At 58.5% G+C, this 14934-nt stretch carries 13 protein-coding genes and 2 pseudogenes; 9 read left to right on the top strand and 6 right to left on the bottom strand.

Annotated features, from left to right (window positions below; translation table 11 throughout):
• Positions 1–3 precede the first annotated feature (3 nt).
• The 4 genes from VQ830_RS21590 to VQ830_RS21575 all read left to right on the top strand — a co-directional run bounded on the left by VQ830_RS21590 (position 4) and on the right by VQ830_RS21575 (position 4754).
• Entirely contained in the window at positions 4–1056 is a 1053-nt protein-coding gene (locus VQ830_RS21590; RefSeq protein ID WP_337270215.1) for an ABC transporter ATP-binding protein, read from the top strand.
• Positions 1053–2072 (top strand): ABC transporter ATP-binding protein, encoded by a 1020-nt coding sequence (locus VQ830_RS21585; RefSeq protein WP_337270214.1) that lies wholly within the window; start codon positions 1053–1055, stop codon positions 2070–2072. Before VQ830_RS21590 ends, VQ830_RS21585 begins: the two co-directional genes overlap by 4 nt.
• A gap of 30 nt (positions 2073–2102) precedes the next feature.
• The gene (locus VQ830_RS21580) at positions 2103–3494 is read left to right on the top strand and encodes a serine hydrolase domain-containing protein (RefSeq protein WP_337270213.1); all 1392 of its coding nucleotides are present in this window, start codon (positions 2103–2105) and stop codon (positions 3492–3494) included.
• A 93-nt stretch (positions 3495–3587) separates the two neighbouring features.
• Complete coding sequence (locus VQ830_RS21575) at positions 3588–4754, top strand: M20 aminoacylase family protein (RefSeq protein ID WP_337270212.1); 1167 nt, start codon at positions 3588–3590, stop codon at positions 4752–4754.
• 208 nt (positions 4755–4962) lie between these two features.
• Here VQ830_RS21575 and VQ830_RS21570 read toward each other — a convergent pair.
• The 6 genes and pseudogenes from VQ830_RS21570 to VQ830_RS21545 all read right to left on the bottom strand — a co-directional run.
• Positions 4963–5532, bottom strand: a pseudogene (locus VQ830_RS21570) (VOC family protein); the annotation flags it as partial.
• Positions 5533–5600: 68 nt separating this feature from the next.
• Positions 5601–5736 (bottom strand): annotated as a pseudogene (locus VQ830_RS21565) (type II 3-dehydroquinate dehydratase); the annotation flags it as partial.
• Between the two features lie 69 nt (positions 5737–5805).
• Positions 5806–7044 (bottom strand): aspartate aminotransferase family protein, encoded by a 1239-nt coding sequence (locus VQ830_RS21560; protein WP_337270211.1) that lies wholly within the window; start codon positions 7042–7044, stop codon positions 5806–5808.
• A gap of 2 nt (positions 7045–7046) precedes the next feature.
• Positions 7047–8333, bottom strand: a complete 1287-nt coding sequence (locus tag VQ830_RS21555; RefSeq protein ID WP_337270210.1) for a TRAP transporter large permease — start codon at positions 8331–8333, stop codon at positions 7047–7049.
• The gene (locus VQ830_RS21550) at positions 8330–8797 is read right to left on the bottom strand and encodes a TRAP transporter small permease (protein ID WP_337270209.1); all 468 of its coding nucleotides are present in this window, start codon (positions 8795–8797) and stop codon (positions 8330–8332) included. The genes VQ830_RS21555 and VQ830_RS21550 overlap by 4 nt, the downstream gene beginning before the upstream one ends.
• Before the next feature lie 49 nt (positions 8798–8846).
• The gene (locus VQ830_RS21545) at positions 8847–9806 is read right to left on the bottom strand and encodes a TRAP transporter substrate-binding protein (protein WP_438618440.1); all 960 of its coding nucleotides are present in this window, start codon (positions 9804–9806) and stop codon (positions 8847–8849) included.
• Positions 9807–9983: 177 nt separating this feature from the next.
• On the opposite strand from VQ830_RS21545, the gene VQ830_RS21540 reads away from it, so the two are divergent.
• From VQ830_RS21540 to VQ830_RS21520, 5 genes are all read left to right on the top strand, one after another.
• Positions 9984–10886 (top strand): LysR family transcriptional regulator, encoded by a 903-nt coding sequence (locus tag VQ830_RS21540; protein ID WP_337270208.1) that lies wholly within the window; start codon positions 9984–9986, stop codon positions 10884–10886.
• Positions 10887–11703: 817 nt separating this feature from the next.
• The gene (gene glnH / locus VQ830_RS21535) at positions 11704–12447 is read left to right on the top strand and encodes a glutamine ABC transporter substrate-binding protein GlnH (protein WP_337270207.1); all 744 of its coding nucleotides are present in this window, start codon (positions 11704–11706) and stop codon (positions 12445–12447) included.
• A gap of 57 nt (positions 12448–12504) precedes the next feature.
• Entirely contained in the window at positions 12505–13161 is a 657-nt protein-coding gene (gene glnP, locus VQ830_RS21530) for a glutamine ABC transporter permease GlnP (protein WP_337270206.1), read from the top strand.
• The gene (glnQ, locus tag VQ830_RS21525; RefSeq protein WP_337270205.1) at positions 13158–13886 is read left to right on the top strand and encodes a glutamine ABC transporter ATP-binding protein GlnQ; all 729 of its coding nucleotides are present in this window, start codon (positions 13158–13160) and stop codon (positions 13884–13886) included. The genes glnP and glnQ overlap by 4 nt, the downstream gene beginning before the upstream one ends.
• Entirely contained in the window at positions 13876–14925 is a 1050-nt protein-coding gene (locus tag VQ830_RS21520) for a C45 family autoproteolytic acyltransferase/hydrolase (protein WP_337270204.1), read from the top strand. Before glnQ ends, VQ830_RS21520 begins: the two co-directional genes overlap by 11 nt.
• The last annotated feature ends 9 nt before the right edge of the window (positions 14926–14934 follow it).

The raw sequence follows: 14934 nt of genomic DNA, 5'->3' as shown, positions 1-14934 counted from the left end.
CGCATGCCGCTCGACCCATTGCAAACAACCCAGCCTCCCCTCCTCGCCATTCAGGGTCTGCAAACCCAGTTCGCGTCAGGCCGCAGTGCGATCAAGGCCGTTCAGAATGTCGACTTGACGATCGCGGCGGGCGAGATCGTCGGCCTGGTCGGAGAGTCGGGTTCCGGGAAATCTGTGCTTGCGCTTTCGATCCTCCGGCTCATCCAGTCTCCGGGCCGGATAACCCAGGGGCAAGTCTGCTTCGCCGGCAGAGATGTTCTGACGATGTCGAAACGCGAGCTCTCAGCGTGGCGAGGCCGCGATATCGGGATGATCTTCCAGCAGCCGCAGAGCAGCCTAAACCCCGTCCGTCGCATTGGCTGGCAGGTAGCGGAACCGCTTCGCCAACAGGAGCGCATGAGCCGCAAGGCCGCATGGAACCGGGCCGTGACACTGCTTCGGTCCGTCGGCATCCCGGCGCCCGAAGAAAAGGCCTTCGCCTATCCGCATCAACTATCGGGCGGACAGGCGCAACGCGTCATGATCGCTATCGCCCTGGCGTTGAGGCCCAGACTCCTGATAGCAGATGAGCCGACCACGGCGCTGGACGTGACGATCCAAGCACAGATTCTTGAACTCCTGCGTGACAGTTGCCGCGATTTCGGGACGTCGTTGCTGCTCGTCACGCATGATCTGGGGGTCGTTGCTCGCCTCGCCGATCGTGTTGCCGTGATGTATGCCGGCCGGATCGTAGAAGAAGGTCCGGTGTCCGTGATGCTGACCAGGCCTGAGCACCCCTATGCGCGTGGTCTTCTCGATGCTGCCCCGCGGCTCGGCCAGCTTGCTGGCCAGAGGCTCAAAGACATTCCCGGCAGCATTCCTGACTTGAGCCGTACCGCGCCAGGTTGTGCCTTCGCTCCACGCTGCGAACAACGCGCAAAACTGCAACTTGCATCATGCCTGACTGATCTGCCCCCTTTCGTATCGATTGGCGAGAACCATTCAGCCCGTTGCTGGGCACTGCCCCAGATAGATGAAGTCCTTCCCACTTCGACCGTGATGGAGGATCGCCCATGAGTATTCCTCCGCTTCTAAGGGTCGACGGGCTCCATGTCCGCTATCCCGTGCGCAAGGGTCTGTTCGGCGGAGTCGTCGGCCATGTCAGCGCGGTCGACGGCGTCAGTTTGACGCTCGACCGTGGCGAAACGCTGGGCTTGGTCGGGGAATCCGGCTGCGGCAAGAGTACGCTTGGTCGCACCGTCGTCGCACTTCAGAAGCCGAGTGAAGGGCAAGTGCTGTTCCGCAACCAGGATCTCTTCGCGCTTCGGCCTGAGGAATTGAAACAGCGGCGGCGCTTTGCCCAAATCATCTTCCAGAACCCGCGGAGCTGTTTTGATCCTCGCCGCACGGTCGGCTCGTCCGTGCGCTTGGCACTCGACATCCAGGAGATACTGAACCCTGCGCATCGGGACGAAGCGGTGATGGAAATCTTTCGTAAGGTGGGTCTTCGACCTGAGCATCGATTTCGCTATCCGCACGAGCTCTCGGGCGGTCAGTTGCAACGCATCGGTATCGCCCGTGCCCTTGTACTTAAACCTAGCCTGATTGTCTGTGACGAGCCGGTCTCCGCACTCGACGTCTCGGTACAGGCGCAGATCCTCAATCTCCTCAGCGATCTGAAAACCGAGTTCCAACTGGCGCTTTTGTTCGTGTCGCATAATCTTGCGGTTGTCGAATATATCGCCGACCGTGTCGCAGTCATGTACTACGGTCGAATCGTCGAGATTGCCGCCACCCGCCAGTTGTTCGCCGACCCTCGTCACCCCTATACGCGCGCGCTTCTGGCGGCTGTCCCATCAATGGATATCGGCCAGCGGCACGATCCAGTGCCACGCCTTGCCGACCCGCCGGATCCGGCCTGTCTTCCCACCGGTTGCCGTTTCCGCACCCGCTGTCCGCTGGCCTTCGCACGCTGCGCCGAGGCCGAGCCGCCCCTCGCCGTGGCAGAAGACGGACATGGCGTCGCGTGCTGGGCAGTCGAAGAGCTGGCACCGGCTGGCGCGCCAGCAATTTTCACCACAACAAAGAACTAAACGAAGCGCAGAATGATAGGGAGTGACCTCATGACAGAATGGCTCGACGCCGCCCTCACCTATGTGGGCAAATGGATTGATTTTCAAATGCAGCTCACGGAACAGCCCGGCTGCGGCGTTGCGGTGGCAAAGCACGGCAAAGTCATCTTCGACCAGACTTTTGGCGTCGCTGATCTTAGGACTGGCGAAGCGCTTGGAACTCAGCACCGTTTCCGCGTCGCCTCCCACTCCAAGACTTTCACCGCTGTCGGGATCATGATTCTGCACGAGGCCGGCCGGCTGCATCTGGATGACCGTATAGGCCTCTACATCAAGGATCTCGATCCGACGGTTGCCGACACGACGATCAGCCAGCTGCTGTCCCATTCCGGCGGCATCATGCGCGACGGGCGCCTGTCGTCGCACTGGCAGGTGACCGCGCCGTTTTTCGACGCTGCAGCCCTGCGCGAGGAGCTGGCGCTTCCGCTGGCGATCGACGCTAACACTCGCTTCAAATATTCCAATCTCGGCTTTGGTCTTTTGGGGTTTCTCATCGAGGCAATCACCGGCGAAGCCTACATCGATTGGATCATGCGCGAGGTTGTTATAGCTTCAGGCCTTAAGCACACAGCACCCGACATGCCCGTGGCGGATGGCGTACCGCTTGCGTTTGGCCACAGTGGTCGCCTGCCGTTTGGCCGCGGCGCGATCGACGGGCATCAGCCGACCTTTGCGCTCGCCGCTGCAACCGGGTTCGTGAGCACTGCTGCCGATCTTGCCCGTTTCTTTTCGAGCCTTGATCCAGCGGCGGAGACAAGCCTGCTTTCAAAGGCAAGCAGGCGCGAAATGGCGCGCCGCCATTGGCAGGTGCCCCATAGTGCCGAGCCGCGGTACTATGGCCTTGGTACGATGCTCATGGACGCAGGCGGTCATGCCCTCATCGGCCACGCCGGCTCGTTTCCCGGCTTCATCAGTCGGACGGCGACGATACCCGAGTGGGGCGTCACCTTATCGGTGGTGACGAACTCAGTCGACGGACCCGCCAATGCCTGGCTGGAAGGCCTCGTCTCGATCATGGACCGCTTTAACACCCATGGCGCTCCGACCGAAAGGGTCGCTGACTGGGACAGTCGCTGGTGGACGCTATGGACGGCAATCGATCTCGTACCGATGGGTGACAAGGTTTTCGTCAGCAATCCGGGAGGAACAAAACCATTCACGGATGAAGCTGAACTGGACATATTGACCCTCAGCGAAGGAAAGATCGTCCTCGCGAATGGCTTCGGGAGCCACGGCGAACCCGTCCGGCGCAGCTTTGACGTCAACGGAAATCCAGAGCGCCTGCTCCTGGGCGGCAGCGATTGGTCGCCTGATCCGGCAAGTCTGGCGATCTCATACGCCGGATTTTCCTCACGGCCGAGACCAAGCCGCAGAACACTCTGAAGATCCGTCGCTCTCCTTTCGATCGCGTTGGCGCTACTCACCGGCTGGCTCCGGCTGCGCGAATTGGACATACCCCTACCGAGGCTTTTCAACATGCCCGTCATCGAACGCATTGGTGCCTACGCCGAAGAATTGACTGCCCTCCGCCATGATTTCCACCAGCATCCTGAAATCGGCTTTGAAGAACTGCGCACTTCCGCGATCGTCGCCAAACTGCTTGAAGAATGGGGGATCGAAGTGCATCGCGGCATCGGCAAGACCGGTGTAGTCGGCGTCCTGAAGGGCGATCTTGGCAGTGGCCGCAGCGTCGGCCTGCGCGCCGACATGGACGCTCTGCCGATGGAGGAACGCACCAACCTGGCTTACGCGTCGAGATATCCGGGCCGTTTCCACGGATGTGGTCATGACGGTCACACAACAATGCTGCTCGGTGCCGCGCGTTATCTCGCAGAAACCCGCAATTTTGCCGGAACGACAGTCTTTATCTTTCAGCCAGGCGAGGAAGGGTGCGGCGGCGCCCGTGCCATGCTAGCGGACGGCTTGTTCGAACGTTTTCCCTGCGATGAACTCTACGGCCTGCACAATGACCCGAATGAAGAACCCTATCGCGTTGGCATCAAGCCAGGCGAAGCAATGGCAGGTGCGGACTTCTTCGATTTACGCATCCGCGGTCGCGGAAGCCACGGCGCCATGCCAGAGCATTCCCGCGATCCGATCATCGTTGCGACGGCTCTGGTCCAGGAACTGCAGACGGTGGTCAGTCGCAATGTCAGCCCGCTTAAGCAGGCTGTTGTATCGGTCACCCAGATCCACTCGGGAAGCGCCTACAATGTGGTGCCGGAGGAAGCAGTTGTATCGGGCACCATACGATTTCTGGACAAAGCCGTGAACGAACTTATCCGCAACCGCATTCGATCGATCGCCGAAGGCCTGTCTATATCGTTCGAGGTCGAAATCGAGGTCGATATTCGAAATGTCTTCGACGTGCTAATGAATAATGAAAGCCTCGTTGATGCTTACATGGAAGCTGCGCGCGACGTGGTCGGAGACCGCCAAGTCTATCGAAAGACGCAGCCCGTTATGGGCAGCGAGGACTTTGCCGATATGCTCCACGTCGTGCCGGGCGTTTATTGCACCATAGGTCATGCCTGCAAGATTCCGGTTCACAATCCGGGGTTTATACTGGACGACGGCATTCTACCCGTTGGCGCTAGCGTACTTGCTCGGATCGTGGAGAGACGTCTGCGGGCACCGGGATGACCTCATGCTGGCTTCCACAATCCATGGCGCTTGTTTAACCGGAAATCGCGAGGCAATTGCCTTCACGAGCGGCGAAAATCCGAAAATTTTTCGCTCTTAAGCAGATTCGAACCCACGATCAGCGGCTCAGAAGCATGTTTCGAATCTGACGGCCAGTAGTATCGGTGCCATCACTCATGTCTACCTGCTTCAGTCGGCGAATTTGCCTTTATCTAATCGGTATGCCCTCTGGCCTCATCTGCTTCTTCAGCGCCGCGATGCGGAAAATGGTGTTCGGGGCGCCATAGCCGCGATACCCACGCCACTCAACGATTTCGAAGAAGAAGCCTTCGCCATAGGTGCGGCTGTAGAGTTGGAAATATTCGCCCGGCTCGTCACAGTTATACACAATATTGCCCGCCCTCAGCAGCTCCGTCTAGTCGGGATCGAGGCCGAAACGCGCTTCGGCATCGCCATAATAATTCGGCGAGATTGTGAGCGACATGAAGCCCTTCTTCCGAAGCGCTGCCGCGGTGGCAAAGATATCGTCTATGGTGAAGGCCAGATGCTGGATACCCGAGCGGAATTTCTAGGCGATGAAATGCCCTGCCAGGGTCCGATGGCTCTCCGCACCGTTCATGGTGATCCGAAGAAAACCGGAGGCATTCTCGACAACCTGGATACGCACGACGCCGCTTGGATCGATGATATCGACCATCGGCGTCTCTTGCGTCTCCAGTATAGAAGTATAAAACAACGGCTATGTCAGCATCTCGTCATAGGAGACGGCCTGCGCGACCGCGCCACGCAAAGCGGCAGATACCCTTCCGACCCCATTCCGATCGCAATCCTGTCCGCCAGGGCTGTGAAAACGGATGTCGTAACCGAACTCGCGCCCAAGCCCAGCCACGTCGCGCTCCACGTCGGCGGGGGTCGTGCTGCCGTAGATGTCCGGCTCGCGCTTGCCGCGCAGATTGAGATCGGGACCGGTCAGAACAAAAATGTCGGAATATCTTCCTCCCGGTTTAGCAAGGCTACCGGAATGAACTTCCGGAAGCGGATCTTCGCAAGGTCAAATCGTTCCCGCGATCGTTCCGGCGGCCTGACGGAAGGCGTCCGAACAGTCGCCGAGCACAGCCTCGTCATGGCGCGCCGAGATATAGTGGCGGCCATAGGGGTTGAACATCGAGACCAGTCCTGCCCGGCGCAGCGCCACATGCAAGGCAGCGGTGAAGGCTGGATCGACCTTGCGAGTCGCATCCTCGTAATCCGACGGTGCCTCACTGCCGCGCCAGACGGTAAACACGGTGCCGTAGCCGGAAGTCGTAACTTCGATGCCGGCATCGGCGAAGCCCGTACGGATGTCGTCGCGCAGCCGGTCACCTCCATCTCGCAGCCGTCGATAATCAACGCCATCGATCACGTCCGCTGCGGCCTTCACCGCCGCGCAGGCTACCGGATTGCCGTTGTAAGTACCCGCGCGCGCGACCTTCCTGTCTTCGATGACGGCCATAACATCCGGGCGACCGACGAGGGCTGCGACTGCGTAACCATTGCCGATAGCCTTTCCGACCGTCGCGATGTCTGGAGAGACGCCGAAATAGTGGCAGGCAAGGCCGGGATGCAGACGGAAGCCCATCAGCACCTCGTCCATGATCACTAGAGCGCCATTGCGCCGCGCCAGCTCTGCCACCTGACGCAGATAGTCCGGCTTGGCCAGAACGCATCCGGCATTGGCCATCATCGGTTCGAGGATGATCGCCGCCACGTCGCTGCACTCAGCAAACAGCAACTCCGCATCTGCCATGTCGTTGAAACGCAGGAGAAACGTGTCGTTCGCCGATGGCCGCTCGTTGGTCGCCATCAGCGCCTCGCTTGAGCCGGCATTGCCAAAGGCAACGTCATCGAACCAGCCATCATAGCCCGCGGCCATCTTGACGATTTTACTGCGACCGGTAGCCGCGCGCGCAGTCCTACAGGCAAGATGCACCGCTTCGCTGCCCGAATTGAGGAACACGACCTTGGTTAGGTCACCGGTATGAGCGGCCAACCTTGCGGCTGCCTCTTCTTCCAGCGCATGGGCATAGGCTGGCATGGAGCCGCGCTCGATCGCCGTGCGAACCGCGTCGGTTACGGCAGGATCGGTGTGGCCGAGGAATGTGGAACCGAAGCCGAGCGCTGTATCGATGTAACGGCGGCCCTTGTTGTCCCAGACATAGGGACCGTTGGCGCGCTCGACGAGGAATGGCTCCCCGTCAACATCCGGCACGACACGGCCGCCGCTGGAGATGCCACCGATGAGATGTTGCATTATCAAACTCCGAATAACTGCGGCAGCCAGCTGGTCAGTGATGGGAAGGCGACCAGCCCCCCGACACAGATCACGCTGGCGATCCAGTAAGGTACGAGCCACTTGGACACGGACCACATGTCGAGCTTGGCAACGTTGCAAACGACAAATATGTTCGTGCCGATTGGCGGCGTGAAGAGGCCGATGCCGAGGGTCATGGTGAAGACGATACCGGTCTGGTAAGGCGTCATGCCCGCACCGAGCGCGATCGGCACGAGAATGGGCGCCAGAATGATCAGCGCCGGCCCGAGATCAAGCCAGAAGCCGACGACCTTCAATAGGACGAGCACCAAGATGATCGTGACGATCGGCGTTGTGTGGAGGCCGGTGATCCAGGAGGCCGCACTTGCCGGCACCTGCTCGACGGTGAGGATCCAGCCGAAAGGCGTGGCAAGCGCCATGATCATCATGATGACGCCGGTGGTCGCGACAGCCGCGGATGCTGCGGCATAAAGTGACTTGAGCGGCAATTCGCGATAGACAAAAATACCGACGAGGAAGGCGTACACCACGGCGAGTGCCGAAGCCTCGGTAGCGGTCGCGATGCCACCAATGATCGAGCCAAGTACCAGAACCGGCATCAGCAAGGCGGGCAGAGCCCCGACCAAGTCACGACCAATCTCTCGCCAGGGCGCAGGCGTTTCGTTGCGCGGAAAATTGTGCCGGCGGGCGACGATATAGGACGTGATCATGAAGACCGCCGCGATGAAGGCGCCGGGAATGAGCGCCGCCACTAGGAGGCCGCCAATCGAGGTATTGGTCAATACGCCATAGAGGATCAGGATGACGCTCTGCGGGCCGATAATCCCGAGCGTTCCGGAAGCCGCCGTCACCGCCGCGGCAAAGGCCTTCGGATAACCGCGCTGAGCCATGGCTGGGATCATAATAGAGCCGACGGCACCGGTATCGGCAGTTGCCGAGCCGCTTATGCCGCCATAGACGAGCGCCGTCGCAACGTTGACGAGGCCAAGCCCGCCGGTCACGCGGCCAAAGATATGTTCGGCGACACGCATGATCCGTGCCGTCAAGCCGCCTCGGTTCATCAATTCGCCGGCAAACAGGAAGAGCGGAATGGCGGCGAGCGTGATTGCGTCTGAACCACGCAGCGTCTGCTGTGCAAACCAGGCAAGCGGGAGATGAAGATTGCCGACATAGATTGTCAGCAGGCTGGCGACACCCATGCACCATGCGATCGGCACGCCGATCAGCAGCATGAAGGAAAAGCTGAGAATGAGGACGGTAACGGTCATGCGTGGTCTCCTTTATCCTGCAGGGGACGCACCATCCGCAGCATGCGCGCGGCGCCGATCAAAACAGAGAAGGCTCCAAGGATAAGGACGGTGGCAATTACCACGCCGTTCGGCAGCCGCAGAACCGAAGTCGGCACCATCCAGCCACGCTGCCAAACAGCCCAGCCACTGACCAGGAACGCAACGCCCATAATGATCAGCGCCAGCACGGCGATCGCATCAAAAATTCGCTTAAGCGCCGGCGGAGCCGCCTGGTTTAGCGCCTCGAACGCCACGTTCTCGCGACGCAGCTCCGCGTTCACAAGCCCTATAAAGGTGATCCAGATGAAGGCGATGCCGGCGACTTCGAACGACCACTCGACGCCGCCAAACTCGAAATAACGAGCGATAACGCCGAGCAAGGTCGAAAAGAGCATCACGACGAACGCGAGAACACCGACCGCCTCAATGATACGGATGATCATCCCCTGCCTCGCCGGCGGGGGAAAAATGCTTGACGGTTCCATGGTGACCTCAGTTCACAGCTGCCTGCTTCTGCACAGCCGACACGAGGTCGGCACCCCATTCCTTGGAGAACTGTGTATAAACAGGCTGAACCATGGCGGCGAATGGGGCGGTATCGACCTTGGTAACCGTTACACCCTTCGCTTCCAGCGACTTCTGAGTTTCGGCATAGACCTGGTCGAGCTCGCCGCGATACCAGTTTACGGTATCGGCTGCTGCAACCTTCACAGCGGACTGCTCGTCGACAGTGAGCGCAGAGAAGCTGTCCTTGTTCATAAACCACCAGTTGGCAGTCCAGATGTAATTCGAGATGGAGAGGTTCTTGGCGACTTCGTACCACTTGGAATCGTAATAATCGCGCATTTCAGGCTCTACCGCTGCAACCGTATGCGACTGCAGAGCGGTGTAGACCTGACCAAAGGGAATGGATTCGGCCAGAGCACCAAGCTGCTTCATCGTCGCCAGGATAACCGGATTGGGGGGTGTGCGGATCTTGAGGCCCGATAGATCTGCCGGCTTCTCAATCGCCTTGCTCGTCGCAAACTGGCGGAACCCGGAGTCCAGGACACCGAGCATAAGGTATCCGCGGTCTTCTCCGAAGCCCTGGACCTTCTTGCCTTCTTCACTGTCGAGGAATTTGTGAACGTTGCCACTGTCCTTGAACAAGAAAGGCAGCGATAGAACATTGAGTCGCGGGTCGATCGCATCAACTGCGCCGCCTAGACCAATATCAATGGAACCGGCACCGACTCCGTCGGCGATAGGGCCTTCGTCACCTAGCTGGCCATTGGGGAAGATTTGGACATCGACCGACCCCTTGGTCTTGTCCTTAACTTCCGCAGCGAACTTGGTTGCAGCCTGGTTGATCAGGCTGTCTGGCGACGATGCATGCGCCAGGCGAAGGGTTGTCCCCGCAGCGGCCGGCCCGGCAAGCCCAAAGATGGCGGCGGCCCAGGATATAAGGGCGATTACGAGAGGGTTATGATGGCTTCGTGTCACTTTTGTTCCCCTATTAGGCTATTTATGCATCAGTGAGCATAAATTAGGCTCCCATCAGGGGCATCACCTATTTTCTTATTGCTGTATAAGGAGCATTGATCCTTACTCGGTTTCCATCTGCATAGATTGAGACAGGTTTTCGACGACATGCGCAATCTCGACAGCGATGCCCTGGCCGCATTTGTTGCGGTCGCCGAAACAGGCAGTTTCACGGCTGCGGCAGAACGCCTCGGGCGTAGCCAGGCAGCGATCAGCATGACGATTGGGAAGTGGGAGGATCGGCTTGAACTACGGCTGTTCGAAAGGTCTCACCGGCGCGTGTCGCTTACGCCGATTGGATCCCGGCTTCTTGCTTACGCCCAGCACATCCGTGCTATCGAAGATGAAGCCTTGTCAATGCTGCTTGAAGACCGAAATGAGAGCCGCGTGCGGCTCGGAATGCCTGACGACTACTTGACGTTGTTCGGTACAGCGCTAATGGAGCGCTTCGTCCCACAATACCCAAACGTTAGCCTCGACCTGCAGTATGACTTCTCGCACCGCCTGGAGCAGATGGTCCATACGCGGGATCTCGACATCGCTATTATCACGCAGAATCCGCTGGAGCCCAAGGGAGAGCTCATTCGCGAAGAGCGTCAAGTATGGTGCTGTGCGCCGAACCGCTCACCTGAGGCCAAGACAAACTTGCAACTTGCACTTTTCCCGGATGGCTGCCGCGCGAGGCCACAAATTCTCGCGGCCCTCGACAAGCAACAACGAAACTGGCGGGTCGTTTATTCATCCTCAGATCTTGCCGGCATCACTCTGGCTGTGGCCTCCGGCGACGTGCTGACCGTCCTGCCAGAAAGCGCCGTGCCCCGAGACTGGCGCCGCCTTGAGCCCGGGGACGGTCTTCCGAACTTGCCATTGCTGCGTCTCGCTATGATCATGCCGCAGCATCCGCGGCTGCCAGTCCGCCAGTTGGCCGCATTTCTCCGCTCCGAATTCCAGATGGCGAAAAGGTCAACGTCTTCAGACATCGGCTTAAAGCTCACGACGGGACAGAACTGAGCCAACTAGCAATGCGACGCCTGCTGCTTCACGATTTCCAAGCAGGCTGGAACCTAGCGACTCACGTATGGAGCATGCTTCACTGGGACAGCATCCGTTACCGCTGCTCTTGATAAGACATGAACCCGCGACTGCCAGTTTCAAGCTGGGTAGCCCATGCCTATAGTCGAAATTAATCACGATGTCGCCCCACGCTTAATTGTTCGACCTTGCAATCTCGGCGCCATTCTCAATGGAAGACAAAGGCTATCAGCAAGGCGAAACTGCCTACGCTCAAATGACGAGGTTCAGCAACCGTCGCTCCTGTCGAGTGGCTATCGACTGGATCCTTGATGGGTTTCGATCATGGTATTGTCTGGCACCCTCGGTTTGGCGGAGGAGAACGAAGCCAGCCACGATAAGCTTGTTCGCCGCTCGTATAAGGGAGGCTAAAATTTAACAAGACCCTTCCTGTAAGATTACGGAAGTTCGTTTTCCGTTTCTTTTGAGACAACTGTTGCAACAGTGCATCAATAGATTCATTTGTATCATAATTAAGCAAACCGCTTCATCTGTGAGCAACCGGATGACGCATGCCGTCGCCCGAAAGTATCTGCTGGCATCCTAGGACATTGCTGTAACTGTTTTTTCTTCAAGAACACCCGCTCTGGCTCCATACGTAAGCTACGCGACAAAAGCACAAAACTCATGCATTTGCCGACCTCCTGCCTTGCTCGCCTCGCAAATTTTCAACGCGACAAGACCAGAAAAGCATTTTATATTTGCATTCAGCGTCGAAGAGCAAACTTCGGACGCATCAACAAAGGGGAACGTCTCCATGAAAATGCGCATTCGTCATCTGCTGATCGGTGCGGTTGCAGCCGCCATATCCTTCGGCGCCGCTCAGGCGAAAGACCTCGTCGTCGCCACCGATACCGCTTTCGTCCCGTTTGAATTTAAGCAAGGCGACAAATATGTCGGCTTCGATATTGACCTGTGGGACGCCGTCGCCAAGGATATCGGCGTGAGCTATACGCTTCAGCCGATGGACTTCAACGGCATCATTCCTGCGCTCCAGACCAAACAGGTCGATGTCGGGCTTGCCGGCATCACCATCAAGGACGAGCGCAAGAAGGTCATCGATTTCTCCGACGGCTATTACGACAGCGGCTTCCTGCTGATGGTCCCGACAGACAGCAAGATCACTGGTCCCTCGGATCTAAAAGGCAAGACGCTGGCGATCAAGACCGGCACGTCGGCTGCCGACTATGCCAAAGCCAATTTCAAAGACACGGAACTGCGGCAGTTCCCGAATGTCGACAATGCCTACATGGAACTGCAGACGGGCCGTGTTGATGCCGCCATGCACGATACGCCGAACGTGCTCTATTACATCAAGATGGCTGGCGGCGGAAAGGTGAAGGCTGTTGGTGAGCAGATGATGGCGCAGCAATATGGCATCGCCTTTCCGAAGGGCAGCGATCTCGTCACCAAGGTAAATGCTTCGCTCGCCAAGCTGAAAAAGGACGGCACCTACACGGCGATCTACAAGAAGTGGTTCGGCACAGAACCGAAGCTCTGATCCATCCTTCGGCTCACGCGCGCCGGTAATGCCGGCGCGCCTTTAAGGAAACAGAAGATGGATTTTGACTGGTCGGTGGTCATCGACGCACTGCCCGCCCTATTGGGCGGTGCGCGTCTGACTCTTCTTATTGCGCTTGCGGGCCTTGTCGGCGGCATCATCGTCGGCACGCTGGCCGGCTTCATGCGCACCTACGGCAATTGGCTGCTTAACGCCGTTGCGTTCATTTACGTCGAAATCGTCCGTGGCACCCCCATCGTCGTGCAGGTGATGTTCATCTATTTCGCGCTTCCGATGCTGGCGGATGTGCGGGTTAATCCGATGACGGCGGCGATTGCGTCGATCATCTTCAACGCTGGCGCCTATATCGCTGAAATCGTTCGCGGCACCCTGCTATCGGTCAACAAAGGACTGAAAGAGGCGGGAATGGCGCTCGGTCTTCCGATGTGGAAAGTGCTCGCCTATGTCATCGGTCCTATCGCCTTTCGGCGAATGATCCCGCCACTTGGCAACCAGTTCATCGTCAGCCTGAAGGACACATCGCTGTTCATCGTCATTGGCGTTGGCGAACTTACCCGACAAGGGCAGGAAATCATGGCCTCAAACTTTCGCGCCGTGGAAATATGGACCGCCGTAGCGATCCTCTATCTCCTGATGACCGGCCTCCTGACCATGGTTCTTCGCTATACGGAAAAAAGGATGCGGATCCTATGAGCATCGTCGAATTCAGGAATGTAACCAAGACATTTGGCCCGATCACGGTCCTCAGGGATGTGGACCTTGGCATTAATGCAGGCGAGGTCGTCGTGCTGATCGGCCCGTCTGGCTCCGGCAAATCGACGCTGCTGCGCTGCATCAACGCGCTTGAGGAAATCGATAGTGGTGACGTTGTCGTGGACGGTATCAGCGTCAAAGAAGGACGCTCGCGCGTCCGGTTAATCCGCCAGGAAGCTGGCATGGTCTTTCAGCAGTTCAACCTTTTCCCGCAGATGACGGCACTGGAAAATGTCGCCTTCGGTCCGCGCCGGGTGCGTGGCATTAGCAAGGAGAAGGCGCAGCAACAGGCAAAGGCCCTGCTAGCCAAGGTCGGGCTCGCCGAGCGCGGCGACCACTACCCGTCAGAACTGTCCGGTGGACAGCAACAGCGTGTCGCCATTGCCCGTGCACTTGCCGTCAAACCGAAACTCATGCTGTTCGATGAGCCGACCTCGGCCCTTGACCCCGAATTGCGGCAGGAAGTGCTGAAAGTCATGCAGTCACTTGCCGAAGAGGGCATGACCATGATCGTCGTAACCCATGAAATCGCTTTTGCCCGGCAGGTGGGCACGCGGCTGATCTTCATGGAGGGCGGCAAGATCACGGTTGACGGCCACCCGGCAACCCTTCTCGACAATCCTGAAAATCCTCGTCTTCGAGAGTTCCTCCAGCATGTCCATTAATATTTCCAATCGGCTCACGGCCCTTACCATCGAAGGTGACGGCCATGAGATCGGCAAGGCGCTTGGTCGTCAGGGCGCCGCAGCTGCACATCATCATCTCGTTCGCACGCACGCCTGGGCGGTGGTTACCTCCTTTTGCGATAGCGAGCGCGTGGCGACAGCACTGTCGTTGACGGAGAAGCATTACCCGCAATACCTGCAAGAGCTGCACGGTCTCGCCGAAGGCCTTGATCTGCCGTTCGAGAAAGTCTTTGCCTGGAATTGCCGCGGTGACATCTGGGCGATGAGCCCTGACGGCTGCACAACGGTGCAGCTGCCGGGCGCTAATCCGGTGGTTGCCCATAACGAGGACGGCGATCCAGGTTTGCGCGCCGGATGTGCGATCGCCACGGTGCGGCCGACTGATGGCCGCGCCTTCTCGGCTTTTGTCTATCCCGCCTCCATTCCTGGGCACACATTTGCGGTCAACGATGCTGGCCTCGTCGTGACCGTCAACAACATCCGCTCGCGACGGAGTGGCAACGGGCTGCCCCGCATGGTCTTGACACGGGCGCTGCTTGACTGCGCCTCTCCGGGAGAGGCCATAGATTTGCTGCGGTCCATGCCGAGATCAGGCGCCTTCCACCTCACTCTTGCCTCCCCTGGCGGAAAGAACATCCTTAGCGTCGAATTTACCCACGCGGATGCATCGGTGGTGCCGGTGATCATGCCTTCAAGCCATGCCAACCACCTCATCCACGACCAAATGGCAAAGGAGGAACAGGTGGTGACGGCTTCCTCCCGGTCGCGACAACGGCGCGGGGATGAGATGATCGCATTCGCCGGCGAAGCTGGCGTCGAGCCTCTTGCCATTTTGCGCGACACGAAGGAGGAGGCACTACCAATCTATCGAACACAACCCGACGATCCCGATAACGAGAATACGCTGTCGACCGCGCATTTTGCCATCAGGGCGGACAAGGTTGAATGCACCGTCTATGATAATGCAGAATCGGTTCCGCGCTTTCGTTTTTCGAACGATGCGCTTTGTCTCGCATGAGGATGTTGA

This window comes from Oryzifoliimicrobium ureilyticum, assembly GCF_037199735.1.
Taxonomy (GTDB): Bacteria; Pseudomonadota; Alphaproteobacteria; order Rhizobiales; family Rhizobiaceae; genus Rhizobium; species Rhizobium ureilyticus.
Note: the sequence above shows the minus strand (reverse complement) of the source record. Positions and strands in the feature narration are given on the sequence as shown.

Coding starts and splice junctions, on each gene's coding strand:
- VQ830_RS21555 (WP_337270210.1), bottom strand. CDS start 8,333: ATGACCGTTACCGTCCTCATTCTCAGCTTTTCCTTCATGCTGCTGATC.
- VQ830_RS21520 (WP_337270204.1), top strand. CDS start 13,876: ATGTCCATTAATATTTCCAATCGGCTCACGGCCCTTACCATCGAAGGT.
- glnQ (WP_337270205.1), top strand. CDS start 13,158: ATGAGCATCGTCGAATTCAGGAATGTAACCAAGACATTTGGCCCGATC.
- VQ830_RS21590 (WP_337270215.1), top strand. CDS start 4: ATGCCGCTCGACCCATTGCAAACAACCCAGCCTCCCCTCCTCGCCATT.
- VQ830_RS21575 (WP_337270212.1), top strand. CDS start 3,588: ATGCCCGTCATCGAACGCATTGGTGCCTACGCCGAAGAATTGACTGCC.
- VQ830_RS21540 (WP_337270208.1), top strand. CDS start 9,984: ATGCGCAATCTCGACAGCGATGCCCTGGCCGCATTTGTTGCGGTCGCC.
- VQ830_RS21585 (WP_337270214.1), top strand. CDS start 1,053: ATGAGTATTCCTCCGCTTCTAAGGGTCGACGGGCTCCATGTCCGCTAT.
- VQ830_RS21580 (WP_337270213.1), top strand. CDS start 2,103: ATGACAGAATGGCTCGACGCCGCCCTCACCTATGTGGGCAAATGGATT.
- glnP (WP_337270206.1), top strand. CDS start 12,505: ATGGATTTTGACTGGTCGGTGGTCATCGACGCACTGCCCGCCCTATTG.
- glnH (WP_337270207.1), top strand. CDS start 11,704: ATGAAAATGCGCATTCGTCATCTGCTGATCGGTGCGGTTGCAGCCGCC.
- VQ830_RS21560 (WP_337270211.1), bottom strand. CDS start 7,044: ATGCAACATCTCATCGGTGGCATCTCCAGCGGCGGCCGTGTCGTGCCG.
- VQ830_RS21550 (WP_337270209.1), bottom strand. CDS start 8,797: ATGATCATCCGTATCATTGAGGCGGTCGGTGTTCTCGCGTTCGTCGTG.